A 23292-nucleotide genomic window follows, 5' to 3' on the forward strand; every position below is an offset into this window, starting at 1 on the left:
GAGGCAAACTCCGAATACCGGAAAGTGATGCACGGGAGACAGACGGCGGGTGATAAGGTCCGTCGTCGAGAGGGAAACAGCCCAGACCGCCAGCTAAGGTCCCTAAATCACCGCTAAGTGGGAAACGATGTGGGAAGGCCCAGACAGCCAGGAGGTTGGCTTAGAAGCAGCCACCCTTTAAAGAAAGCGTAATAGCTCACTGGTCGAGTCGGCCCGCGCGGAAGATGTAACGGGGCTCAAGCGGTGTACCGAAGCTGCGGATCTGCCCTTCGGGGCAGGTGGTAGGGGAGCGTTCCGTAAGCCTGCGAAGGTGTGTCGAAAGGCATGCTGGAGGTATCGGAAGTGCGAATGCTGACATGAGTAACGTTAAAGGGGGTGAAAAACCCCCTCGCCGAAAGCCCAAGGTTTCCTGCGCAACGCTAATCGGCGCAGGGTTAGTCGGCACCTAAGGCGAGGCCGAAAGGCGTAGTCGATGGAAAACCGGTTAATATTCCGGTACCTGCCGTGACTGCGATGGGGTGACGGAGAAGGCTAGGCGCAGCCGGGTGACGGACGTCCCGGTCCAAGCGTGTAGGGGGTGGCTCCAGGCAAATCCGGAGCCACGTCAACCCCGAGACGTGATGGGGAGCCCCTTTAGGGGCGAACTGGCCGATGCCATGCTTCCAAGAAAACCCTCTAAGCTTCAGGTCACGGGAGGCCGTACCGCAAACCGACACTGGTGGGCGGGGCGAGAAGCCCAAGGCGCTTGAGAGAACCCGGGTGAAGGAACTAGGCAAAATGGCACCGTAACTTCGGGAGAAGGTGTGCCCGCGTCAGGTGTAGGCCCTCGCGGCCGAAGCCGAGGCGGGTTGCAGTGACCAGGGGGCTGCGACTGTTTACCAAAAACACAGCACTCTGCAAACGCGCAAGCGGACGTATAGGGTGTGACGCCTGCCCGGTGCCGGAAGGTTAAGGGATCCGGTCATCCTTCGGGAGAAGCCGGTGAACGAAGCCCCGGTAAACGGCGGCCGTAACTATAACGGTCCTAAGGTAGCGAAATTCCTTGTCGGGTAAGTTCCGACCTGCACGAATGGCGTAACGATGGCCCCACTGTCTCCACCCGGGACTCAGTGAAGTTGAAATCGCTGTGAAGATGCAGTGTACCCGCAGCAAGACGGAAAGACCCCGTGAACCTTTACTACAGCTTTACGCTGGATGCTGGGCTTGCCTGTGTAGGATAGGTGGGAGGCTGTGAAGCCAGGGCGCCAGCCCTGGTGGAGCCGCCCTTGAAATACCACCCTGGCAAGTCTGGTGTTCTAACCCAGGGAAGTCATCCTTCCCGGGGACAGCGTATGGCGGGTAGTTTGACTGGGGCGGTCTCCTCCTAAAGGGTAACGGAGGAGCACGAAGGTACCCTCAGCGCGGTCGGAAATCGCGCGGTGAGTGCAAGGGCACAAGGGTGCTTGACTGCGAGACCGACGGGTCGAGCAGGTGCGAAAGCAGGTCCTAGTGATCCGGTGGTTCTTCGTGGAAGGGCCATCGCTCAACGGATAAAAGGTACTCCGGGGATAACAGGCTGATACCACCCAAGAGTTCATATCGACGGTGGTGTTTGGCACCTCGATGTCGGCTCATCTCATCCTGGGGCTGAAGCCGGTCCCAAGGGTATGGCTGTTCGCCATTTAAAGAGGTACGCGAGCTGGGTTCAGAACGTCGTGAGACAGTTCGGTCCCTATCTGCTGTGGGCGTTGGAGACTTGAGGGGAGCTGCTCCTAGTACGAGAGGACCGGAGTGGACGGACCTCTGGTGGTCCGGTTGTCACGCCAGTGGCACAGCCGGGTAGCTAAGTCCGGACGGGATAACCGCTGAAAGCATCTAAGCGGGAAGCCTCCCCCAAGATGAGGTCTCCCAGGACCCTTTGAGGTCCCTGAAGGGCCGTTCAAGACCAGGACGTTGATAGGCCGGGTGTGGAAGCCCAGCAATGGGTGAAGCTGACCGGTACTAATTGCCCGTGAGGCTTGACCCTATAACACCAAAGGGGTCTGGGACGTCGATCCAAAACACGTGTACAGTTTTGCCAACCCGTTTTGCCTGGCGGCCATAGAGCGCTGGAACCACCCGATCCCATCCCGAACTCGGCAGTGAAACAGCGCTTCGCCGATGATAGTGGAGCAACCGCTCCGTGAAAGTAGGACACCGCCAGGCCCCAAACACCAAAAACCCCCATCCAATACCCTGGATGGGGGTTTTGTTTTTTGTTCTGTCCCTCCCTGTCATACCTGGGCTTCCAGACAGCGGTACAGGATTTCCTTGACGTTTGCCGGCTCGAACGGTTTATCGCAGATGGCGGATACACCTGCCTGTTGTACTGCGCCCAGGCGGGTCTGGTTCTGCTCGCTGGTGACCATGATGATCGGTAGGAACGGATTGTCGAGCTGTTCGCGGATGAACTGGGTCAGTGCCATGCCATCCATATGGGGCATGTTGTAATCGGTCACCACCAAATCGAATTCCTGCTCTGCCAGCAGTTGCACCGCCTGCCGGCCGTCTTCGGCTTCGGTGATGTTGTCCAGTCCCATGTCGTTGAGTACGCGCACAATGTGGCGGCGTGCCAGACGACTGTCGTCAACCACCAGTACCCGCAGCTGTTCGACGTCGTAATTCTCCAGCTCGATTTCGGACGGTTCCAGATACTGCAGCGTCGCCATCAGCGCCCGGTGAAGGTCATTGCGGTCGAAGGGCTTGGGTAAAATGGCGACCACGCCAGCCTGACGGATTGGATCGAGTTCGCTTAACCGGGTCTCGCTGGAAACCAGCATGAACGGAAGGTTCTGATAACGGGGCTCGGTGCGCAGCCGAGTGAGCAGTTCCACAGCGGTCATGTCCGGCAAATACATACTGCTGACCACCAGGTCCGGCGTGTAATGCTCCAGCTGGGCCATGGCATCGTTGCCGCTGGCCACCCAGTCCACCTTCTCCACCCCCTCGTCATGCAGTTGGTCACGAATGATCTTGGCCTGGGTGTTCGAGGGTTCGATCAACAACAGGGTGAGGTCTTCGATCGCCAGGGATTCCACGTTTCGCTCCTTTTCGATGGTCCGATTCTTCTAAGCATAGCCGCCTGTGATGAATTTGCCTCCTGCCCCACTCGCTGTGAACCAGCAACCGGAATGGCTGTGGGGTGGTATCGGTTCGCGTAAAATACTCTGAGAAACAACGTTGGGCTGGGTCGGGATGGGGGCTCCTCGGTCCGCTTCTCATCTCACTAGGGGGCAAAAGTATGACCGTTGGGAATATCTGCAACCGCGAAGTGGGGAATGCTGGGTGACCTGGCCCGACTCGTGAAGCGGGAACAGCGGTGCGAAATCCGCACACCGTGAAAATTATGCACAGCTCGCCGGAAGTGCCTATCCTGCGTTTGTCAAGCCTGGACCGGACACCGGATGTCTTCCGTAACTTATTGATATGAAAGCGACTATCTGAGCTGGTCAAATTTTTTACAATTTGAAGAAAGGCAAGGAAATACGAGGTCTGGCGGCGATTTTCAGCAACTTGTTCACAAAGTTATCCACAGATTCTGTGGAAAATCATGTGGCCTTCGGTGCTGACCTCATCATCCCGTTATCCACAACCCAGATTTCAGCGAACATCAACCCTATTGTTTTATATGTTTTTGATTTAAAAAGATAATTCAATCTTGCACACCGTTTGCCGACAATTTCCTCCCCGATTTTCCACAAAGTTATCCACAGGTTGTTCCATGTCCGACATCGTCAACGGCCCCATTCAGATCACTCCCGACGGCGCCCTTGAAATCCTGTCCAAAAAGGAAGTGTCGCTGCTGCTCGACAGCGCTCACAGCGAATTGTTCGAAACCTTCCGCAAATGCGCCCTGGCGGTGCTCAACTGCGGTACCCATCTCGACGATTCCAAGGCGGTGTTCGAGCGTTACCGCGATTTCGCCATCCATATCCGCCAGCAAGAGCGCGGCATCAAGCTGGAGCTGGTCAACGCGCCGGCATCGGCATTCGTGGACGGCCAGATGATTCGCGGGATCCGCGAACATCTGTTCGCTGTGTTGCGCGACATCGTCTATACCAGTCAGCAGATCGTCGAAAGCGGGGCGTTCGATCTGAATTGTCCCGGTGACATCACCGATGCGGTGTTCCACATTCTCCGCAACGCCCAGGTGCTCATTCCCCACCGCCCGCCTGATCTGGTGGTGTGTTGGGGCGGTCATGCCATCAGTCCGGCGGAGTACGACTACAGCAAGCAGGTAGGTTACGAACTGGGCCTGCGTGGGATGCACATCTGTACCGGCTGCGGTCCGGGAGCGATGAAGGGGCCGATGAAGGGGGCGACCATCGGTCATGCCAAGCAGCGTCTCTACGACGGCCGTTATCTGGGGATTTCAGAGCCGGGCATCATCGCCGCCGAGCCGCCCAATCCTATCGTCAACCAGCTGGTCATCATGCCCGATATCGAAAAACGCCTGGAGGCCTTCGTCCGGGTTGGGCATGGGATCGTGGTCTTCCCAGGCGGTGTCGGCACGTTCGAGGAAATCCTCTATCTGCTCGGTATCTTGCTGCATCCGGCCAACGACGATCTCCCCTTTCCTCTGTTGTTCACCGGACCGGAAACCAGCCGGGCCTATTTCGAGCGTATCGACGCCTTTCTGGTCCAGGTGTTGGGTGAGAGGGTGCGGACACGTTACCGCATCGTGGTCGGGGATCCGGTCGCTGTGGCCCGGGAGATGCGCGAAGGACTACAGGCGGTGCACCGCTACCGGCTCAAGGTGCACGATGCCTATTACTTCAATTGGCGCCTGGTGATCGACCCGGCTTTCCAGAAACCCTTCCTCCCTACCCATGAAAACGTGGCCAAGTTGCGCCTGAGCCTGGATTTGCCGCCCCACGAGCTGGCTGCCGAGCTGCGCCGGGCCTTCTCCGCCATCGTCGCCGCCAATGTCAAGGAACTCGGCATCATCGAGGTGGAACGCCACGGTCCATTCGAGATTCGCGGTGACCGCCGCATCCTGGGGCCGCTTCAGCGGCTGCTGGATGATCTGGTGGCACAGAGGCGCATGAAGCTGGCCGAGCACTACGAGCCCACCTACCGCCTGATTCCCTTGTGAAATGGACACCGACGCCTGGGTCAAGCTGCGCTGGGAAAAGGAAAGTCGTTATTACGAAGCCCATTTGCACCAGGACCTGTGGGGCGAATGGATCGTGACCCGGGTCTGGGGTCGGCGCGGTGGCCGTTTGGGCCGTGTCCTGCATGTGCCCTGTCTGTCCCGGGCCGATGGCATGAAACTGCTGCGGCAGATCGACCGCACCCGTCAGCGCCACGGTTACCGCTGCGTGCGTATCGACGGGCCTTATTCGGTAAACAGCGGCTGAGTCGGCTCCTGCGGCGCCAGACAGCGAGGATCGTCGTGGCGGGGATTGTTGACGTAGGTGCTGACGGGATAGGCGCGCAACAGCCCGTCCCGGCAGGGTTTCAGCAGCGTCTGGGGATCAGGGTGGGACGGATCGAGCCAAGCGTCCCAGTGTTCGGGTTCCAGTACCACCGGCATGCGGTGGTGCAGCGGCTTGAGGGTTTCGTTGGCGTCGGTGGTGATGATGACACAGGAGCGCACGCTTTCTTCCGTTTCCGGATTGTGCCAATCCTCCCACAGGCCGGCGAAAGCGATCAGGCGACTATCGCGGGGGACGACGGCGTAAGGCTGTTTGCGCCGGCCGCTTCGGGCCCATTCGTAGAAGCCGCTGGCCGGAATCAGGCAGCGCCGCCGCCTCAGAGCGGCCCGGAAGGCGGGACGCTCGTGGAGATTCTCGGCGCGGGCGTTGATGAGCCGCTGGCCGATCTGGGCATCCTTGGCCCAGAAGGGGATCAGCCCCCAGCGTGCCAGTTCGGCGAGGCGTCCGGGTGCGTCACGGCGCACCTGGGGAATCGGCTGCGACGGGGCGATATTGTAACGCGGCTGCCAATCGATGGTATTGGCAGTGGCGAAAGTCCGGCGTATTTCCTCGCCGGAAGCGGTCAAAAAGAAACGGCCACACATCGATGTAACAAGACCTGATGAAAGCGTTGATCGTTGCACCTGACGACACCGCCCTGCAATGGCAGCGGGCGCCCTTGGCCGCGGCTGATTACCAGCGGCTGCTCACCGCCGTGCGCCGACTGGAAAGCCCGGGGTTGGCGGCACGCCTGTCCAATTATATCGGCATGCCCGTGGAAAAGGCGCTGGCGAGCCTGCCCGAAACCTGGGTCAAGCCGGTCACGCGCCTGACCCAGGAGGCCCTGGGAAAAGCCCTGGATGCCGCCCTGTTGACCCTGCCCGCAGGGGCGGTGCCGCGGCCGGCTCCCAAACTGAGCCACAGGTTACTGGCCGGTCTCAGCGGCGCGGTGGGTGGCAGCTTCGGTATCGCCAGCCTGGCCGTGGAGTTGCCGGTATCGGCCACGCTGATGCTTCGTGCCATCGCCGCGACTGCCCACGAGCATGGGGAAGACCTGGACGATCCCCGGGTCCGCCTGGCCTGCCTCGAAGTGTTCGCCCTGGGCGGAAGCAGCCGCAGCGACGACAATGCCGAAATCGGGTATTACGCAGTCCGGGCCTTCCTCTCCAAAACCCTGGAGGAATCGGCCAAACATATCGTCAAGAAAGGTCTGGCCAAAGAGGGGGCGCCGGCGTTGGTAAAGTTCATGAGCGCGGTCGCCCAGCGTTTCAGCGTTCAGGTTTCACAGAAACTGGCGGTACAGTCCCTGCCGTTGCTGGGAGCGGCGAGCGGTGCGACGGTCAACGTCATCTTCATGGAGCACTTCCAGAAAACCGCCCAGGCCCACTTTACTCTCCGTCGTCTGGAGCGTATCTACGGACGGGAACGGATTCAAGTGGCATACCGGCAGGTAGCGTCCACCATTCAGTGAAGCCGTTTCGTTACCATTCGTTGCACCAGGCCAAGTCTGGCCACCGGCTGGAACCGGGTGTTGCGCGGTCGAGGAGCGATTCTGCTTGCAAAGCATAAACAAGGGGTATGCAGCAGGCCGCGTGATGAAGTCTCGAAAGTACGGAATGCGGAGCCAAGGCGATCGAGCGATAGGAACCTGCTCTGAGGGACCCGATGGAGGGAAACGGCAGGTCGGAGCATGGGGCTGTCAAAGGGGCAGATGCCTGGGATACCTGTTCTCGGTCTTGCCAAGTGACTGAAGATCCAAGAGAATGCCGGGTATGGAAGGAGTTGACCTAGACCTGAGCCGCCCACCTCCCTTGCCCGAGACGGTGGAAGAATGCCGCCGGGTGATCGAAGCCCTTTGGCGGACGCTGGGAGAATTTCAGCAGCTCAAGGCGCGGGTGGACGAATTGGAGGAACAGCTGGCCTTGGAGGCAGACAATTTCTCCCGGCCCCTCTCGCAAGACAGTCCCAAACAGCACGCCGAGCGTAAGGGCAGGGCGCAAGAAAGGGCCCCAGGCGGGGCGCTCCAGGCACGAATGGGCCCCGCCTCCCTATGTCATCTGGTGCAGCTCTGCTTCTTCAGCCAGTCACATTGCGGCGACCGCTTCCGCCCCATGATCCTGTCGCTGGTCGAAACTTGCAAGCGGCTCAAGATCGGCGTCTATCAGAGGCTGCGGACCATCTGCGCCCAAGGCATGGCTAAAGATGAGGCCACGTTCCGCCTTCCCCTTCCGAAAAATCGGCTGCTGGCGGGGGCAGATTCGTGGACGGTAACCTTTGAATAAACCTAAGGGAGGCGACGCAATATGAAAAAATTCATCAACCACGTCGATACCCTGCTCGACGAGAGCTTGCGGGGCTTCGCCAAGGCCCATGCCGATCTGGTGGAAGTCAGCTTCAATCCGCGTTTCGTGCGCCGCAGGGCGGTGACGCCGGGCAAGGTGGCGCTGATCTCCGGAGGTGGCGCCGGCCACGAACCGCTCCACACCGGCTTCGTCGGCAAGGGGATGCTCGATGCCGCCTGTCCAGGGCAGATCTTCACCTCGCCCACCCCGGACCAGATGCTCGCCGCCGCCGGGGCGGTCGCCGGTGACCAGGGGGTGCTGTTCATCGTCAAGAACTATGCCGGCGACGTGATGAACTTCGAGATGGCGGCGGAAATGCTCGACTGTCCCACCCGCACGGTGCTGGTGCAGGACGACATCGCTCTACCCAAGGAACACGACATCGGCCGCCGCGGCGTGGCCGGCACCACCATTGTCGAGAAGATCGTCGGCGCCGCCGCCGAGGAAGGCCGCTCCCTCGACGATCTCAAGGCCCTGGGCGACCGGGTGGCGGAAAACACCGCCAGCATCGGTGTGGCCCTAAGCGGCTGTCACGTACCGGCCCTGGGCGGCCCCACCTTCGAGCTGCCGCCGGACAAAATCGAATTCGGCGTCGGCATCCACGGCGAGCATGGCCGCGAGATTACCGAATTCGCCAGCGCCACCGAGATCGTCAAGCGCATGGCGGAGGCCATCGACGAGGAACTGCAGCCGAAGCGGGGCGACAGGGTCCTGCTCCACGTCAATGGTCTCGGCGCCACCACCCTGATGGAGCTGTACCTGGTCTATGAAGTGGCCCACGAGTTCTGGTGCCAGGAAGGCGTGGAAATCACCCGCTCCCTGGTAGGCAACTATACCACCGCCCTGGACATGGCCGGTTGTTCCATCACCCTCACCCGCCTTGACGACGAGATGATCCGCCTGTGGGATGCGCCGGTGCACACCGCAGCGCTGCGCTGGGGGTGCTGAAGCAAGCGAGAATGTGGCTATACTTCCAATGGCGACTTTCGGGATCGTGTGGGATGTCCGCTTGGATGGCGTGCTTTGAAATATAGGAATAGGCAGAATGATAGGGTAGATTCTGTCTATTTCACTGTTAGAAGCAATATGTGGCTAAGATGTTGGGTCCCGTGTGATCATATTCCCAAGAGGAGCTATCCTTTGTTCCGTGCTTGGGATGTTCTGAGCGAGCTGATGGCAGAGTCCCAGGCCGGAAAGACGACTCAAGCTTGACGGACGAGGAGGAAGTCATGGTCATCCGTCTCCACAAGAAAGCCCGCACCACGCCCGAGATCCGCCGGGAGATCCAGAACTCCAAGCTGCCGGCCACGGTTCTGGCCAGGAAATACGAGGTTCATCGTCATACCATCCGCAAGTGGCGCCAGCGCGATTCGGTCGAGGACGCCTCGCACCGGCCCCATCGCATCCATGCCACCCTGACCCCGCAGCAGGAAGCGATCGTCGTCTGTCTGCGCGAAACCCTGCTGTTGCCCCTGGATGACCTGCTGGCGGTCGTTCATCGCTTCATCTATCCCGAGATGTCCCGCTCGGCCCTGGACCGGCTGCTGCGTCGCCATGGCCTCTCCAATCTCAAAGAACTGATCGCTGCCAAGGAAGGAGAGAACGCCCCCTCCAAGGGCAAAAAGAAGGGTTTCAAGGACTACGAGCCCGGGTTTGTCCACATCGACATCAAGTACCTGCCCAAGATGCCCGACGAGAGCCGGGGTCGTTATCTTTTCGTCGCCATCGACCGGGCCACCCGCTGGGTCTACCTGGAAATCCATCCCACCAAGGAAGCCAGGGTCGCCGCCGCCTTCCTCGAGCGCCTGATCGCCAAGGCCCCCTTCACAATCACCAAGGTCCTGACCGACAACGGCAAGGAGTTCACCGACCGCTTCTGCGCCACCGGGGAGCGCGAACCGACCGGCCGACACCTTTTCGACCAGGTCTGCCAACGCCATGGCATCGAGCACCGCCTCATCCCGCCCAAACACCCCCAGACCAACGGCATGGTAGAACGCTTCAACGGTCGGATCGCCGAAATCCTCAAAACCACTCGCTTCCAAAGCAGCCAGGATCTGGATCGGGCCCTGATGCAGTATGCCAGCGTCTACAACCATCAGATCCCCCAGAAGGCCCTGGGACACATCTCACCAGTACAGGCCCTCAAAGACTGGCAGAAGAAGCGGCCGGAGCTCTTCAAAAAACGTGTATATAATCTCACGGGGCTTGACATCTAACAATAGCGTAAACTCGGACTGGCAAAAGCTGCGCCGCTTCGCTATGCAGCTTTTGCCATCCGGTTACGCTTGGCGTAAGCGGAGCTGAGCGGCGGGGAGGAAGGTGGTAGGTTGAGAAGCACTTGCCCTTGGCGGGGATCCCCCCATTCTGGACACTGAGTTTTAAGTCTAGTAGATTTGGCCGCAACGCCATTGCTACCCCGAGGCTCAAAGCATGACCGAAGCCCTCCGCACGCTGCTGCGCAGCACCCGGGTCGTCGAGATCGTCGGCGACATCATCCGTGTCAAGGCCCAAGGGGTCGCCTTCGGTGAGATGGCGGTGGTGGAGAACGTCGATGGCGAAAAATCCCTGGCCCGGGTGGTGGACCTGGAAGGCGATCTGGTCAGCTTGCAGGTCTACGCCGGTGGCAAGGGATTGTCTACCGACGCCAGCGTCAGTTTCCTCGGTCACCCGCCGGACGTGGTCTATTCCGAGCACATCCTCGGCCGCATCTTCCGCGGCTCCGGCGAACCGATCGACAAAGGGCCCGACCTCTCCATGGAGCCGCGCATCCCCCTGGAGGGGCCGACGGTCAACCCGGTCATGCGGGTGCTCCCCACCAGGATGATCGAAACCCAGGTGCCGATGATCGACCTGTTCAACTGCCTGGTGGAGAGCCAGAAAATCCCCATCTTCTCGGTCGCCGGCGAGCCCTACAACGAGCTGCTGGCCCGGATCGGTTTCCAGGCCGATGCCGACGTGGTGGTGTTCGGCGGTATGGGGCTGGTGTTCGACGACTTCCATTTCTTCCGCACCGCCTTCGAGAATCACGGGATCTTCCACCGCACGGTGATGTTCGTCAACCAGGCTTCCGATCCGTTGGTGGAACGGCTGACGATCCCTGACATGGCGTTGGCGGTGGCGGAAAAAATGGCGGTGGAGGAGAACAAGCGGGTGCTGGTGCTGCTCACCGACATGACCGCTTACGCCGATGCCATGAAGGAGTTGGGTATCGCCCAGGAACGCATTCCGGCGATCCGTGGCTACATGGGCGACCTCTACACCCAACTGGCGCGCCGCTACGAAAAGGCCTGCGACTTCAAAGGCGCCGGCTCGGTCACCATCCTCTCGGTCACCACCATGCCCGGTGGCGACGTCACCCATCCGGTGCCCGACAATACCGGCTACATCACCGAAGGTCAGTTCTACCTTCACGATCAGGTCATCGACCCTTTCGGTTCCCTGTCGCGCCTCAAGCAGCACGTGATCGGCAAGGCCACCCGCGAGGACCACGGCCAGATCATGAACACCATGATCCGCCTCTACGCCGGTGCGGTGGAGGCGGAGAAGAAACAGTCGATGGCCTTCGAGCTGTCGTCCTTCGACGAGAAACTGCTCAAGTTCGGCACACTGTTCCGTAAACGGTTCATGGATATCCGCGTTTCCCTGCCTCTGATCGAAGCCCTCGATCTATGTTGGCAGACCCTGGCGGAATGCTTCGAACCCGACGAGCTGGTGATGAAACGCGATCTGATCGACAAATATTACCCCCGCACCGAGGAAAACGCCTGAAATGGCCGAGCTCAAGCTCAGCAAACAGGCCCTGACCCAGCAGCAGGAACAGCTCAAGCTCTACCATCGCCTGCTCCCTTCCCTCGACCTCAAACGCCGTCAGCTCAGCATCGAGGTGAAAAAGGCCGAAGCCGAGCACGCCGCCATCCATCAGGAGCTGGAGGCTTTGCAACGCCACATCGGCGAGGAGCTGCCCATGCTGGCCCATCCCGACTTCAAGTTGCAGGCGCTGGTCACCCTGGCGGGCTTCGAGGTGGGGGAGCAGAACATCGTCGGGGTCCGCCTGCCGGTGCTCGAGCGCCTTGAATGCCGGGTGGCCGACTATTCGCGCCTGGCCACCCCACCGTGGGTGGACGTGCTGGTGGAACGCCTGAAGCAGGCGGTGGAACTGCAGCTGAAGCTCGACATCGCCGCCCGCCGCCTCGACATCCTGCGCCGGCAGGTGCGCAAGGTGACCCAGCGGGTCAACCTGTTCGAAAAGATCCTGATCCCCACCGCCAAGGAGAACATCAAGCGCATCCGTCTCTATCTCGACGAAGCCGACCGTTCGGCGGTCATCATCTCCAAACTCGCCAAACGCAAGCAACTGGCCAGGAGGGAAACCTTGTGAGCATCGTCGCCCTCAACAAAGTGACGCTTCTGGGGTTGAGCGACGACAAAATGCCCCTGCTCACCGATCTCCAGGCCATGGGCTGTGTCGAAATCATCCCCCTGCGCCCCGGCGAAGAGAACGGCGAAACCGGCCATCCCGCCCCCCACATGGCCGAAGCGCTACAGTTTCTGCGCGACTGTCCCAACCGCCGCCGCCAGGTGCGCGAGGCCGCCGACTTCGACCCCGAGGAGGTGGTGCGGCGGGTGCTGGAAGTGCGCCGGCGCCTTCACGACCTGGAAACCGAACGCGATGACCTCATCAAACGTCTGCAACTATGGGAGCCCTGGGGTGACTTCGAGTTCGCCCCGCTGGAGGAGATGGACGGCTGGCGTCTGTGGTTCTATGTGGTACCCCATGCCGACCTGCCCAGGATCCAGGCGCTGCCGTACCCTCAGGAAGTGGTGCGCCGCGATCAGCGTTTCAGTTACGTAGTGCTGATCGCCAGGGAGGCGCCGCAAATGCCGGTTCCCCGGGTGCGTCTGGGGAACCGCTCCCGCCGCCAGCTGCTCTCCCGTCTCGACGAAGTGGAGCTGGCCATCGAGGATACCCAGGCGGAGCGCGCCTGGCTGACCCGGTGGTACGAGTTGTTGCGTCGCAGCGTCGCCCGTCTGCAGGACCGGGCCGCCCTGGAGACTGCCAGTGCCCGCCTGCTGGAAAACCGCCCGGTCGTCGCCTTGCAGGGCTGGATGCCTGCGGAACGCTCGCCGGACCTGCGCAGCTACGCCCGTAAGCGCCGCCTCGCCCTGGGGCTGGAAGAACCGGCACCGGACGACGCTCCCCCGACCTTGCTGCGCAATCCCCCTTGGCTGCGGGTGGGTGAGGATCTGGTCAACTTCTACATGACCCCCGGTTACCGTACCTGGGATCCTTCGGCCGTGGTGTTTTTTTCCTTCGCGGTCTTTTTCGCCATGATCCTGGCCGATGCCGGCTATGCCGCCCTGCTGGGGCTGGGACTGTGGCTCTGGTGGAAACGTCTGGGCTCCAGCGCCACGGGCCGCCGATACCGCCCGTTGGGCCTGACCATCGTGATTTTCTCCCTGGCCTATGGGGTGTTGGTGGGCAGCTACTTCGGCCTGTCGCCGCCGCCCGCTTCCCTGCCCGCCAGGCTCCATCTGCTGGACATGAGCGATACCGGCCTGATGATGGCGATCTCGATACTCATCGGCTGCCTGCACATCGTCTTCGCCAGCACCATGGACGCCCTGCGCCATCCCCGGCTGGTGGACGGTCTGGCGTCGGTGGGTTGGGCGCTGGTGGTGAGCGGCGGTCTGGTGCTGGTGTTGGGACGGGGGTTCGGCCTGCCGCTGCCGCCGCCGCTGGCCGGGGTGCTGGCCGCCGCCGGTCTGGTATTGGTGATGCTCTACTCGGCGCCCCACGATCCCTTTCCTGGTCGCCTGCTGTCAGGCTTGAAGGGGCTGACCGCCGTCACCGCCGCCTTCGGCGACGTCCTGAGTTACCTGCGCCTGTTCGCTTTGGGGTTGGCGAGCGGCTCCCTGGCGGCTCAGTTCAACCAGATGGCGCATGGCTTGATCGAGTCCATGCCCGGTACCGGCCTGGTGATCGCGCTGCTGGTGGTGTTGCTGGGGCACGGGGTGAATTTGGCTCTGGGGCTGGCGAGCGGCTTGATTCACGGGTTGCGCCTCAACGTCATCGAATTCTTCAAATGGGGCTTGAAGGAGGAAGGCCGTCTGTTCCAGCCCCTGAAACGAACCGAAACCTAAGAGGTGGATTTATGGATTCATTGATCGTCACCCTCGGCTGGGTCGGCATGTACGCCCCCCTGGCTCTGGGGGCCATCGGCAGCATGGTGGGCTGCGCCCGTGCCGGCATGAGCGCTTGCGGCGCTCTGCTGGAAGTGGAGGGGGGGTACGGCCGTTACATCGGCGTCGCCGCCATGCCCTCGTCCCAGAGCATCTACGGCATCGTCGTCACCATGGCGCTGCGCCGCGAGCTCACGGTGGACAATTCCCCCGGCATCTTCGGCCTCGGCCTGCTGGTGGGGCTGGCGCTGATGTTGAGCGCCTTCGCCCAGGGGGACGCCTGCGCCGCCTCCATCAACGCTTCCAAGAACAAGCTGGAGATTTTCGGCATCTCCCTGGCGCCGGCAGCCCTGGTGGAGGGCTTCGCCGTGTTCGCCTTCGTGTTCGCCCTGGTTCTTTCCGCCGGAATTCCGACATGAGCAGCGCAACGACACCGAAACCCCAGGGGGTTCAGGACCTCATCGACCGCATTCGTGACGAAGGCGTCCGGGCTGCCCGCGAGGAAGCCGAGCGCATCGTCAAAGAAGCGGAACGCAAAGCCGCCACCCTGGTGGCCGAAGCCCGCAGGGAAGCCGACGAGCTGCGCGCCAAGGCCCACGAGGACATCGAGGCCGAACGGGCCGCCGCCCAGGAGGCTCTGAAGCTGTCGGCCCGCGATACCATCCTGCAGCTGGAGCGCGAAGTCGTCAGCGCCTTCGAACGCTTCGTCCGCCGCCTGGTTACCCGGGCTACCTGCGATGAGTGTTTCATCCGCGACCTGGTGCTGGTGCTCGCCGGGAGAGCGGTGGAGGAATTCATCCACGACAAGGAGATCCAGATCTTCATCTCCGAAGCGATCCTCACCGGCAAATCCGACGAAAAACTGCGGGAAATCGGCAAACAGACCATCCTCAGCCTCTCCAGCGACATGCTCCGGGAAGGGGTGGAGCTGATTCCTGCCTCCGACATACAAGCTGGCGCCCGGGTGCGGCTGGTGGACGAGCAGTTGGAAATCGACCTGAGCGACGAGGCGGTGGCCCGCCTGCTGGGGGAGCGGCTGTTGCCGCGCTTCCGCAACATCCTGGAAGGGATCGAATAGTTTCCGATGGCGACGGCGTACCACACCGTTCTTGGCAGTCTCCCCCATCTGCCCCATTTCCAGCGGGCCGAACGCCTGCCTCTTACCCGCTTGCGGCTGGAACAGCGTGTCGGCATGTTGCCGGAGGCGCAGGCCCGCCAGATCTGGCAGGCGGAAGCCCTGGTCAGTCTGCGCCAGGCCGTCGCCCGCCACGCCTCCGGCGGCGACTGGCTGCGGCGCTGGCGTCGGACCCTGCCGGCCATCACCGAGCCCCGGCTGCGGGAGTACGTCGAATACCGCCGCGATCAACAATTGATTCTCGCCGCCCTGCGGCTGCGTCACCAGGGCTTGGGCCCGGAAACCGAGGCGGAAATATGGTCCATCAGCCCCCGGGGGCGCAAAATCCAGGACCACTGGCACGACGGCGATTTCCGCCTGGCCGCCCTGTATCCGTGGCTGGTGGAGGCCCGCAGCCTGCTGGAACGACAGGACGCCCGGGAACTGGAGCGTCTGCTCATGGATGCCTGCTGGCAGAAACTGAACCGCATCGGTGACTCTCAGCCGCTGGGATTCGGCAAAGTGGTCGCCTTCGTTTTTCAATGGGACATCGTCAACGCCTGGCTGGCGCATGATCCCGTCCAGGCCAGCGAGCGTTTCAAGCAATTGATGGGAGAGATCCAACATGCCCAATAATCCCTCTTCCGGGCGTGTCGCCCGTATCGTCGGGGTGCGTGAGAGTCTGGTGCTGATCGAGGTGGACGAGGACACTCCGATCGTCAAAAACGAAATGGGCCACATCTGCGTCGGCGACGAACGCCTCAAGGCCGAGGTGCTCAGGGTGCGCGGCCGCATCGCCGACATGCAGGTGTTCGAGGATACCCGTGGGGTGCGTGTCGGCGACCGGGTGGAACTGAGCGGGGAAATGCTGTCGGCGACCCTCGGTCCCGGCCTGCTCGGGCAGGTATTCGACGGCCTGCTCAATCCCCTGCACGAACTGGCCGAAAAATACGGTTTCTTCCTGCCCCGCGGGGTGACCGTGCCAGCTCTCGATCCCGACAAAAAATGGGCCTTCACGCCCGTGGTGGAGACCGGCCGGCGGGTGTCGCCCGGGGGCATCATCGGCACCATTCCCGAAGGCCCGTTCCAGCACCGCATCATGATTCCCTTCAACGAACCGGAACCGGTGGAAATCACCTGGATCCGCGGGGGAACCTTTCCCGTCGATACCCCCATCGCCCGCTATCGCCGTCGCGGCGACGGCAAGGAAATCGAGTTGACGATGACGCAGCGCTGGCCGGTACGCCGTCCCATTCCGGAGCCGCTGATGCGCCGCGGCTTTTCCGAACGCCTCTATCCCGAGCGACCGCTGACCACCGCCACCCGCATCATCGACACGTTCTTCCCCATCGCCCAGGGGGGCACCGCTTGCATCCCCGGTCCCTTCGGCGCCGGCAAGACCGTGCTCCAGAGCCTCATCGCCCGCTATTCCGACGTGGACATCGTCATCATCGTCGCCTGTGGCGAGCGTGCCGGCGAGGTGGTGGAGACCATCACCGAGTATCCCAACACCAAGGACCCGCGTACCGGCGCCACCCTGATGGACCGCACCATCATCATCTGCAACACTTCGTCGATGCCGGTGGCGGCCCGCGAGGCTTCCATCTATAGCGGACTGTGTCTGGGGGAATACTTCCGCCAGATGGGCTACCGCACCTTGATGATCGCCGATTCCACCTCCCGCTGGGCCCAGGCGATGCGCGAGATCTCCGGGCGCATGGAGGAGATTCCCGGCGAGGAGGGCTTCCCCGCCTACCTGGACTCGGCGATCAAAAGCGTCTACGAACGCGCCGGCGTGATCCGCGGCGCCCACGGCGAGGTCGGTTCCCTCACCATGATCGGCACCGTGTCGCCGGCGGGGGGTAATTTCGAGGAGCCGGTGACCCAGGCCACCCTGGGGACGGTGAAAACCTTCCTGGGATTGTCCGCCGACCGCGCCTACAAGCGTTTCTATCCCGCCATCGATCCGCTGATTTCCTGGTCGCGCTATCTGGATCAACTCGCCGACTGGTACCGCGAGCATCTGGACCCGCTGTGGGTGGAGGACGTCAAACGCCTTCAGGACCTGCTCCGGCAGGGGGACGACATCTATCAGATCATGCAGGTCACCGGCGAAGAGGGCATTTCGCTCGAGGACTTCGTCACCTGGCAGAAAGCGGTGCTGGTGGATATGGTCTATTTGCAGCAGGATGCCTTCGATCCGGTCGATGTCTACATGCCCCGGGAGCGCCAGCTGGAAAGCTTCCGTCTCCTCAAGCGCATCGTCGACACCCAATACGACTTCGCCGACAAGGAAACGGCGCGGGAATGCTTCGTCAAGCTCACCGCCCTGTACAAGAACTGGAACTACAGCCCGGGCGAAAGCCCGGAATATCAGCGCTACCGCCAGGAGATCGAAGATCTGGTCTCCCGCTACGCCCTGGAGGCGAAGGCATCATGATCCGCAAAAAACTCCTGCGGCTGTTCCTGGCCGAACCGGGCGAAAAAATTCGCCTCAAGGACTATCCCACCGGATGGGACCAGATCGAGGGACTCGAACCGTTGGGCAAGGAGGTGGTCAGGGAACGCGCTGCGGAGGTGCTGGAGCGGAACCGCCGGGAGCTGGCGGAAATGCAGGGGCGATTGTACGCCGACAACCGTTATTCCCTCCTGATCATCTTCCAGGCCATGGACGCCGCCGGCAAGGACGGCACCATCAAGCACGTGATGTCCGGGGTCAATCCTCAGGGCTGCCAGGTATTCAGTTTCAAACATCCTTCCGCCGAGGAACTGGATCACACCTTCCTGTGGCGCTACATGAAGTGTCTGCCGGAGCGCGGGCGTATCGGCATCTTCAACCGCTCCCACTACGAAGACGTGCTGGTAGTCAAGGTCCACCCGGAACTGCTGGAGGCGCAGCGCCTGCCGGTCGCCAAATTCGGCAAACGTTTCTGGGAAGCCCGCTACGAAGACATCAACGCCTTCGAGCGTCATTTGGCCCGCAACGGCACCGTGATTTTGAAATTTTTCCTCCACCTGTCCAAGGAAGAGCAAAAAAAACGCTTCCTCGAACGCCTCACCCGCCCGGAGAAACACTGGAAATTCTCCGCCTCCGACCTGGCGGAACGACGTCACTGGGACGATTACATGAAGGCCTACGAGCGGGCCATCCGCGCCACCAGCACCGCCTGGGCGCCCTGGTACATCGTTCCCGCCGACCACAAATGGGCCACCCGCGCCATCGTCGCCGACATCATCGTCTCGAGCCTGAAGCGTCTCGACCTCCGTTATCCCGAACCTGACCCCGAGCAGCTGGCGGCCCTGGAAGCGGCGCGCCGGGAACTGGAAAACGAATCCTGAAAAACCTGAAGGAGCCTCCCCATGAGCGACATCACCCCGGAAACCGTCCTCGACGGTCAGGAACTCGAACGCCTCGATGCCTACTGGCTCGCCTGCAACTACCTGGCCGCCGGCATGATCTACCTCAAGGACAACCCGCTGCTCAAAGAGCCCCTCAAGCCCGAACACGTCAAGCAGCGCCTGCTGGGTCACTGGGGGGCCAGCCCGGGGTTGGCGTTCATGTACGTCCATCTCAACCGTCTCATCGTCAGGCACGACGTCGATGCCATCTTCCTCGCCGGTCCCGGCCACGGTGCCCCCGGGGTGCTGGCGCCGGTGTATCTGGAAGGCACCTATTCGGAAATCTATCCGGACCGGAGTGAGGACGAGGAAGGCATGCGCCGCTTCTTCAAGCAGTTCTCCTTCCCCGGCGGCATCGGCAGCCACTGCACCCCGGAGACGCCGGGGTCGATCCACGAAGGGGGCGAACTGGGCTACAGCCTGTCCCACGCGGTGGGGGCGGCCTTCGACAATCCGGATCTGCTGGTGGCGGTGGCGGTCGGTGACGGTGAGGCGGAAACCGGCCCCCTGGCCACCGGCTGGCACGGCAACAAGTTCATCAATCCGGCCCGGGACGGGGCGGTGCTGCCGATCCTCCATCTCAACGGCTACAAGATCAACAATCCCACCCTGCTGGCGCGTCTGCCGCACGAGGAACTGGAGTCCCTGTTGCGCGGCTACGGGTGGACGCCCCATTTCGTCGAGGGCGACGATCCCATGAGCGTCCACCGCCAAATGGCCGCCACTCTGGAAAACTGCTATCTGGAGATCCGCCGCATCCAGGAGGAGGCTCGCCAGGCCGGTGCCGCCAAGGCCACCCGCGCCCGTTGGCCGATGATCGTGCTGCGCACCCCCAAGGGCTGGACCGGCCCCAAGGAGGTGGACGGTCACAAGGTGGAAGGCTTCTGGCGTGCCCACCAGGTTCCCCTGGCGGAGATTCACCGGATTCCGGCGCATCTGGAGATGCTGGAGCGCTGGTTGCGCAGCTACAAGCCCGAAGAACTGTTCGACGAGAACGGCAGGCTCAGGCCGGAGCTGAAAACGTTGGCCCCCAAGGGCTCCCGGCGCATGAGCGCCAACCTCCATGCCAACGGCGGTCTGCTGCGCCGCGACCTGCGCCTGCCGGATTTTCGCAGCTATGGCGTCGGGGTGCCCGAACCGGGCAAGCTTCGGGCGCTGAACACCAAACCCCTGGGGGAGTTGCTGCGTGACACCCTGCGCCGCAATCCCGGCAACTTCCGCGTCTTCGGGCCTGACGAAACCACTTCCAACAAGCTCGACGCCGTCTACCAGGCCAGCAAGAAACTGTGGCTGGAGGAATACCTGCCCGAGGACGCCGACGGCACCGAAATCGCTCCCGACGGCCGCGTGCTGGAGATGCTGTCCGAACACAATCTGGAGGGTTGGTATGAAGGCTACGTCCTCACTGGCCGTCACGGCTTCTTCGCCACCTACGAGGCCTTCGTCCACGTCATCGATTCCATGTTCAACCAGCACGCCAAGTGGTTGTCCATCTGCCGGGAAATCCCCTGGCGGGCGCCGGTATCGTCCATCAACTTGCTGATCACTTCCACGGTCTGGCGCCAGGACCACAACGGCTTCACCCATCAGGATCCCGGTTTTCTCGACGTGGTGGTCAACAAGAAACCGGACGTGACCCGCATCTATCTGCCGCCGGACGTCAACTGCCTGCTCTCGGTGGCCGATCATTGCCTGCGCAGCCGCGACATGATCAATGTCATCGTCTGCGACAAGCAGAATCATCTCCAGTACCTCGACATGGACGCCGCCATCCGCCATTGCACCAAGGGGATCGGCATCTGGGACTGGGCCAGCAACGACCAGGACGGCGAGCCGGACGTGGTCATGGCGGGCTGCGGCGACATTCCCACCAAGGAGGCTCTGGCCGCCACCGCCCTGTTGCGCGAGCATTTCCCGGATCTCAGGATCCGCTTCATCAACGTGGTGGATCTGTTCAAGCTCACTCCGCAAAGCGAGCATCCCCACGGCCTGTCCGACCGCGACTTCGACAGCCTGTTCACCGTGGACAAGCCCATCATCTTCAATTTCCACGGCTATCCCTGGTTGATCCACCGCCTCGCCTACCGCCGCGCCAACCACAGGAACCTGCACGTGCGCGGCTACAAGGAAAAGGGCAACATCAACACCCCGATGGAGCTGGCGATCAACAACGAGATCGACCGCTTCAGCCTGGCCATCGATGTCATCGACCGGGTGCCACGCCTGAGCGTGGCCGGCGCCCACGTCAAGGAGAAGCTGCGGGACAGGCAGATCGAATGCCGCAGTTACGCCTACGAGCACGGCGTCGATCTGCCCGAGGTGGACAACTGGCAGTGGCCGTATTGACATGGCCAGGGCAAAGGAAAATCTGCGCACCGGCCTGTCGCGCAAGGAATTGAACAAGGCCTTCGAGGACCATCTGATCTACACCCTGGGGCGGCTGCCGGAGGTCGCCACCCCGTTCGATTACTACCAGGCCGCCGCTTATGTGACCCGTGACCGCATGATGGACCGCTGGATCCACAGCGCCCGCACGGCCAAACACCAGCAGGCGCGCACGGTGTGCTATCTGTCGGCGGAATTCCTGTTGGGGCCGCACCTGGGCAACAACCTCCTCAACCTAGGGATCCTCGATCAGGTGCGCGAATCGGCCGCCGATCAGAACGTGGATTTCGAGGCCATTCTTGCCGAGGAGGTGGAGCCGGGGCTGGGCAATGGCGGGCTGGGGCGGCTGGCGGCCTGTTATATGGATTCACTGGCCACCCTGCGGATTCCTGCCATCGGTTACGGCATCCGCTACGAATTCGGCATGTTTGAACAGGTCATCCGCGATGGCTGGCAGGTGGAGAAAAGCGACAACTGGCTGCGCAACGGCAATCCCTGGGAATTGCAGCGCCCCAAGCTGCGCTTCCCGGTGCGTTTCGGCGGCCATACCGAGTCCTACCAGGATGATCAAGGCCGTTACCGGGTACGTTGGGTGCCGGAAGAGGTGGTGGTCGGGGTGGCCTACGACACCCCGATCCTTGGTTATGGCGGCAAGCACGCCAACATGCTGCGGCTGTGGAAGGCCGAGGCCTGCGAGACGTTCGACTTTCAGGCGTTCAACGTCGGTGACTACTATCAGGCGGTGGAGGCCCAGATGGCGGCCGAAAACCTCACCAAGGTGCTCTATCCCAACGACGAGCCGGAGGTGGGCAAGGAACTGCGCCTCAGGCAGCAGTATTTCTTCGTTTCCTGCGCCCTGCAGGACATGCTGCGCATTCACACCCTCATCAGCGGCGACCTGACCGACTTCCACGCCAAATTCACCGTCCAGCTCAACGACACCCATCCGGCCATCGCCGTCGCCGAACTGATGCGCCTGCTTCTCGACGATCACGGCATGGGTTGGGAACAGGCCTGGGACATCACCCGCCGTACCTTCGCTTACACCAACCATACCCTGCTGCCGGAGGCGCTGGAGACCTGGCCGGTGGAACTGTTCGAGCGCCTGCTGCCGCGCCTGCTGGAAATCATCTACGAAATCAACCGCCGTTTCCTCGACGAGGTGCGCATCCATTTCATCGACGATCCCGAACGGGTCCGGCGCCTGTCCCTCATCGACGAAGATGGCGGCCGCCGCATCCGTATGGCGAACCTGGCCTGTGTCGGCAGTTACGCCATCAACGGTGTCGCCAGGCTGCACACCGAGCTGCTCAAATCCACGGTGTTGAAGGATTTCCACGATCTGTGGCCGGAGAAGTTCAGCAACAAGACCAATGGCGTCAGCCCCAGGCGTTTCCTGGCCCTGAGCAATCCGGCCCTGGCCGGGCTGCTGGACGAGGCGGTCGAAGGGGACTGGCGCTACGATCTGGACAGGCTGCGCCAGCTGGAAGCGCTGGCGGACGATGCGGCCTTCCAGGAACGTTGGCAGGCGGCCCAGGACGCCGCCAAGGCCGGCCTGGCCCGCCTGATCGCCCGGCGCGTCGGTGTCACGGTCGATCCGGCTTCCCTGTTCGACGTCCAGGTCAAACGCATCCACGAGTACAAGCGCCAGCACCTCAACGTCCTCCACGTCCTCACGCTCTATCACCGCCTCAAGCACGATCCCGGCCTCGATCTGGTGCCGCGCACCTTCATTTTCGGCGGCAAGGCCGCCCCCGGCTATCACATGGCCAAACTCATCATCAAACTGATCAACGCCGTGGCCGAGGTGGTCAATCACGATCCTGACGTCGCCGGCCGCCTCAAGGTGGTGTTTTTCCCCAACTTCAACGTCAGCAGCGCCCAGCATATCTATCCGGCGGCCGACCTGTCGGAGCAGATCTCCACCGCCGGCATGGAGGCTTCCGGCACCGGCAACATGAAGTTCATGCTGAACGGCGCCCTGACCATCGGCACCCTCGATGGCGCCAACGTGGAAATCCGCGAGGAAGCGGGGCCGGACAATTTCTTCCTCTTCGGCCTGACGGTGGAACAGCTCGGCCAGTTGCGCGCCGCCGGCTACCGCCCCTGGGAATGCTGGCGCGACGATCCCGAGCTGGGCGCGGTGCTCGACCTCATCGACAGCGGCCTGTTTTCCCACGGCGACCGCGAACTGTTCAAGCCCATCACCGACAGCCTGCGCCATTGCGATCCCTTCTTCCTCATGGCCGACTACCGCACCTACGTGGATACCCAGAATGAGGTCTCCCACGCCTTCGGTGACCGCCGCCACTGGCGGCGGATGTCGATCCTCAACACCGCCCGGGTCGGCAAGTTCTCCTCCGATCGGGCTATCCGGGAATACTGCGAGGACATCTGGAAGGTGTCCCCCTTGGAGGGGCAGCGGTGATGGCGG

The 23292-nt window shown here is 62.2% G+C and carries 18 protein-coding genes and 2 rRNA genes (1 of these 20 only partly in view); 18 read left to right on the plus strand and 2 right to left on the minus strand.

Annotation, left to right across the window (positions count from 1 at the left end; all coding sequences use genetic code 11):
* Together MIN45_RS04825 and rrf are read left to right on the plus strand one after the other, a co-directional pair.
* Positions 1–2005: ribosomal RNA gene (locus MIN45_RS04825) — 23S ribosomal RNA — on the plus strand; it begins 900 nt to the left of the window's first position.
* A gap of 64 nt (positions 2006–2069) precedes the next feature.
* Positions 2070–2184, plus strand: a 5S ribosomal RNA gene (gene rrf, locus MIN45_RS04830).
* Between the two features lie 68 nt (positions 2185–2252).
* Here the strand turns inward: rrf and MIN45_RS04835 are convergent.
* On the minus strand, positions 2253–3056 hold the full coding sequence (locus tag MIN45_RS04835; RefSeq protein WP_286293716.1) for a response regulator: 804 nt from the start codon (positions 3054–3056) through the stop codon (positions 2253–2255).
* A gap of 683 nt (positions 3057–3739) precedes the next feature.
* Between MIN45_RS04835 and ppnN the strand changes: the two genes are divergently transcribed.
* On the plus strand, positions 3740–5113 hold the full coding sequence (gene ppnN, locus MIN45_RS04840; protein WP_286293717.1) for a nucleotide 5'-monophosphate nucleosidase PpnN: 1374 nt from the start codon (positions 3740–3742) through the stop codon (positions 5111–5113).
* Between the two features lies 1 nt (position 5114).
* Positions 5115–5378, plus strand: coding sequence for a WGR domain-containing protein (locus tag MIN45_RS04845; RefSeq protein ID WP_286293718.1), 264 nt, complete (start codon positions 5115–5117; stop codon positions 5376–5378).
* Here MIN45_RS04845 and MIN45_RS04850 read toward each other — a convergent pair.
* A complete protein-coding gene (locus MIN45_RS04850) occupies positions 5357–6040 on the minus strand; it encodes an SOS response-associated peptidase (RefSeq protein WP_286293719.1) in 684 nt (227 codons plus the stop codon). The genes MIN45_RS04845 and MIN45_RS04850 overlap by 22 nt on opposite strands.
* A 17-nt stretch (positions 6041–6057) precedes the next feature.
* On the opposite strand from MIN45_RS04850, the gene MIN45_RS04855 reads away from it, so the two are divergent.
* From MIN45_RS04855 to MIN45_RS04920, 14 genes are all read left to right on the plus strand, one after another.
* Positions 6058–6906: an EcsC family protein gene (locus MIN45_RS04855; protein WP_286293720.1), complete on the plus strand. Its 849-nt coding sequence runs from the start codon at positions 6058–6060 to the stop codon at positions 6904–6906.
* 301 nt (positions 6907–7207) lie between these two features.
* A complete protein-coding gene (locus tag MIN45_RS04860; RefSeq protein WP_286293721.1) occupies positions 7208–7717 on the plus strand; it encodes a DUF6444 domain-containing protein in 510 nt (169 codons plus the stop codon).
* Between the two features lie 21 nt (positions 7718–7738).
* Positions 7739–8725, plus strand: a complete 987-nt coding sequence (dhaK, locus tag MIN45_RS04865) for a dihydroxyacetone kinase subunit DhaK (RefSeq protein WP_286293722.1) — start codon at positions 7739–7741, stop codon at positions 8723–8725.
* A gap of 281 nt (positions 8726–9006) precedes the next feature.
* Entirely contained in the window at positions 9007–9996 is a 990-nt protein-coding gene (locus MIN45_RS04870; protein WP_286293723.1) for an IS481 family transposase, read from the plus strand.
* Between the two features lie 214 nt (positions 9997–10210).
* Entirely contained in the window at positions 10211–11548 is a 1338-nt protein-coding gene (locus tag MIN45_RS04875) for a V-type ATP synthase subunit B (RefSeq protein ID WP_286293724.1), read from the plus strand.
* 1 nt (position 11549) lies between these two features.
* Positions 11550–12158 (plus strand): V-type ATP synthase subunit D, encoded by a 609-nt coding sequence (locus MIN45_RS04880; RefSeq protein WP_286293725.1) that lies wholly within the window; start codon positions 11550–11552, stop codon positions 12156–12158.
* Positions 12155–13921, plus strand: a complete 1767-nt coding sequence (locus MIN45_RS04885) for a V-type ATP synthase subunit I (protein ID WP_286293726.1) — start codon at positions 12155–12157, stop codon at positions 13919–13921. Before MIN45_RS04880 ends, MIN45_RS04885 begins: the two co-directional genes overlap by 4 nt.
* Before the next feature lie 11 nt (positions 13922–13932).
* Positions 13933–14379, plus strand: a complete 447-nt coding sequence (locus MIN45_RS04890) for an ATP synthase subunit C (RefSeq protein ID WP_286293727.1) — start codon at positions 13933–13935, stop codon at positions 14377–14379.
* Positions 14376–15038, plus strand: a complete 663-nt coding sequence (locus MIN45_RS04895; protein ID WP_286293728.1) for a hypothetical protein — start codon at positions 14376–14378, stop codon at positions 15036–15038. The genes MIN45_RS04890 and MIN45_RS04895 overlap by 4 nt, the downstream gene beginning before the upstream one ends.
* Positions 15039–15044: 6 nt before the next feature.
* Entirely contained in the window at positions 15045–15710 is a 666-nt protein-coding gene (locus tag MIN45_RS04900) for a DUF2764 family protein (protein ID WP_286293729.1), read from the plus strand.
* Entirely contained in the window at positions 15700–17514 is a 1815-nt protein-coding gene (locus tag MIN45_RS04905; protein ID WP_286293730.1) for a V-type ATP synthase subunit A, read from the plus strand. The genes MIN45_RS04900 and MIN45_RS04905 overlap by 11 nt, the downstream gene beginning before the upstream one ends.
* A complete protein-coding gene (locus MIN45_RS04910) occupies positions 17511–18413 on the plus strand; it encodes a polyphosphate kinase 2 family protein (protein WP_286293731.1) in 903 nt (300 codons plus the stop codon). The genes MIN45_RS04905 and MIN45_RS04910 overlap by 4 nt, the downstream gene beginning before the upstream one ends.
* Before the next feature lie 21 nt (positions 18414–18434).
* The gene (locus MIN45_RS04915; protein ID WP_286293732.1) at positions 18435–20819 is read left to right on the plus strand and encodes a phosphoketolase family protein; all 2385 of its coding nucleotides are present in this window, start codon (positions 18435–18437) and stop codon (positions 20817–20819) included.
* 1 nt (position 20820) lies between these two features.
* The gene (locus tag MIN45_RS04920) at positions 20821–23286 is read left to right on the plus strand and encodes a glycogen/starch/alpha-glucan phosphorylase (RefSeq protein WP_286293733.1); all 2466 of its coding nucleotides are present in this window, start codon (positions 20821–20823) and stop codon (positions 23284–23286) included.
* Positions 23287–23292: the final 6 nt, after the last annotated feature.

The organism is Methylomarinovum tepidoasis, assembly GCF_030294985.1.
Classification (GTDB): domain Bacteria; phylum Pseudomonadota; class Gammaproteobacteria; order Methylococcales; family Methylothermaceae; genus Methylohalobius; species Methylohalobius tepidoasis.

What these genes read in the sequence shown, in the direction of transcription:
- ppnN (WP_286293717.1), top strand. Translation starts at nt 3,740, where the DNA reads ATGTCCGACATCGTCAACGGCCCCATTCAGATCACTCCCGACGGCGCC.
- MIN45_RS04845 (WP_286293718.1), top strand. Translation starts at nt 5,115, where the DNA reads ATGGACACCGACGCCTGGGTCAAGCTGCGCTGGGAAAAGGAAAGTCGT.
- MIN45_RS04850 (WP_286293719.1), bottom strand. Translation starts at nt 6,040, where the DNA reads ATGTGTGGCCGTTTCTTTTTGACCGCTTCCGGCGAGGAAATACGCCGG.
- MIN45_RS04855 (WP_286293720.1), top strand. Translation starts at nt 6,058, where the DNA reads ATGAAAGCGTTGATCGTTGCACCTGACGACACCGCCCTGCAATGGCAG.
- MIN45_RS04860 (WP_286293721.1), top strand. Translation starts at nt 7,208, where the DNA reads ATGGAAGGAGTTGACCTAGACCTGAGCCGCCCACCTCCCTTGCCCGAG.
- dhaK (WP_286293722.1), top strand. Translation starts at nt 7,739, where the DNA reads ATGAAAAAATTCATCAACCACGTCGATACCCTGCTCGACGAGAGCTTG.
- MIN45_RS04870 (WP_286293723.1), top strand. Translation starts at nt 9,007, where the DNA reads ATGGTCATCCGTCTCCACAAGAAAGCCCGCACCACGCCCGAGATCCGC.
- MIN45_RS04875 (WP_286293724.1), top strand. Translation starts at nt 10,211, where the DNA reads ATGACCGAAGCCCTCCGCACGCTGCTGCGCAGCACCCGGGTCGTCGAG.
- MIN45_RS04880 (WP_286293725.1), top strand. Translation starts at nt 11,550, where the DNA reads ATGGCCGAGCTCAAGCTCAGCAAACAGGCCCTGACCCAGCAGCAGGAA.
- MIN45_RS04890 (WP_286293727.1), top strand. Translation starts at nt 13,933, where the DNA reads ATGGATTCATTGATCGTCACCCTCGGCTGGGTCGGCATGTACGCCCCC.
- MIN45_RS04895 (WP_286293728.1), top strand. Translation starts at nt 14,376, where the DNA reads ATGAGCAGCGCAACGACACCGAAACCCCAGGGGGTTCAGGACCTCATC.
- MIN45_RS04900 (WP_286293729.1), top strand. Translation starts at nt 15,045, where the DNA reads ATGGCGACGGCGTACCACACCGTTCTTGGCAGTCTCCCCCATCTGCCC.
- MIN45_RS04905 (WP_286293730.1), top strand. Translation starts at nt 15,700, where the DNA reads ATGCCCAATAATCCCTCTTCCGGGCGTGTCGCCCGTATCGTCGGGGTG.
- MIN45_RS04910 (WP_286293731.1), top strand. Translation starts at nt 17,511, where the DNA reads ATGATCCGCAAAAAACTCCTGCGGCTGTTCCTGGCCGAACCGGGCGAA.
- MIN45_RS04915 (WP_286293732.1), top strand. Translation starts at nt 18,435, where the DNA reads ATGAGCGACATCACCCCGGAAACCGTCCTCGACGGTCAGGAACTCGAA.
- MIN45_RS04920 (WP_286293733.1), top strand. Translation starts at nt 20,821, where the DNA reads ATGGCCAGGGCAAAGGAAAATCTGCGCACCGGCCTGTCGCGCAAGGAA.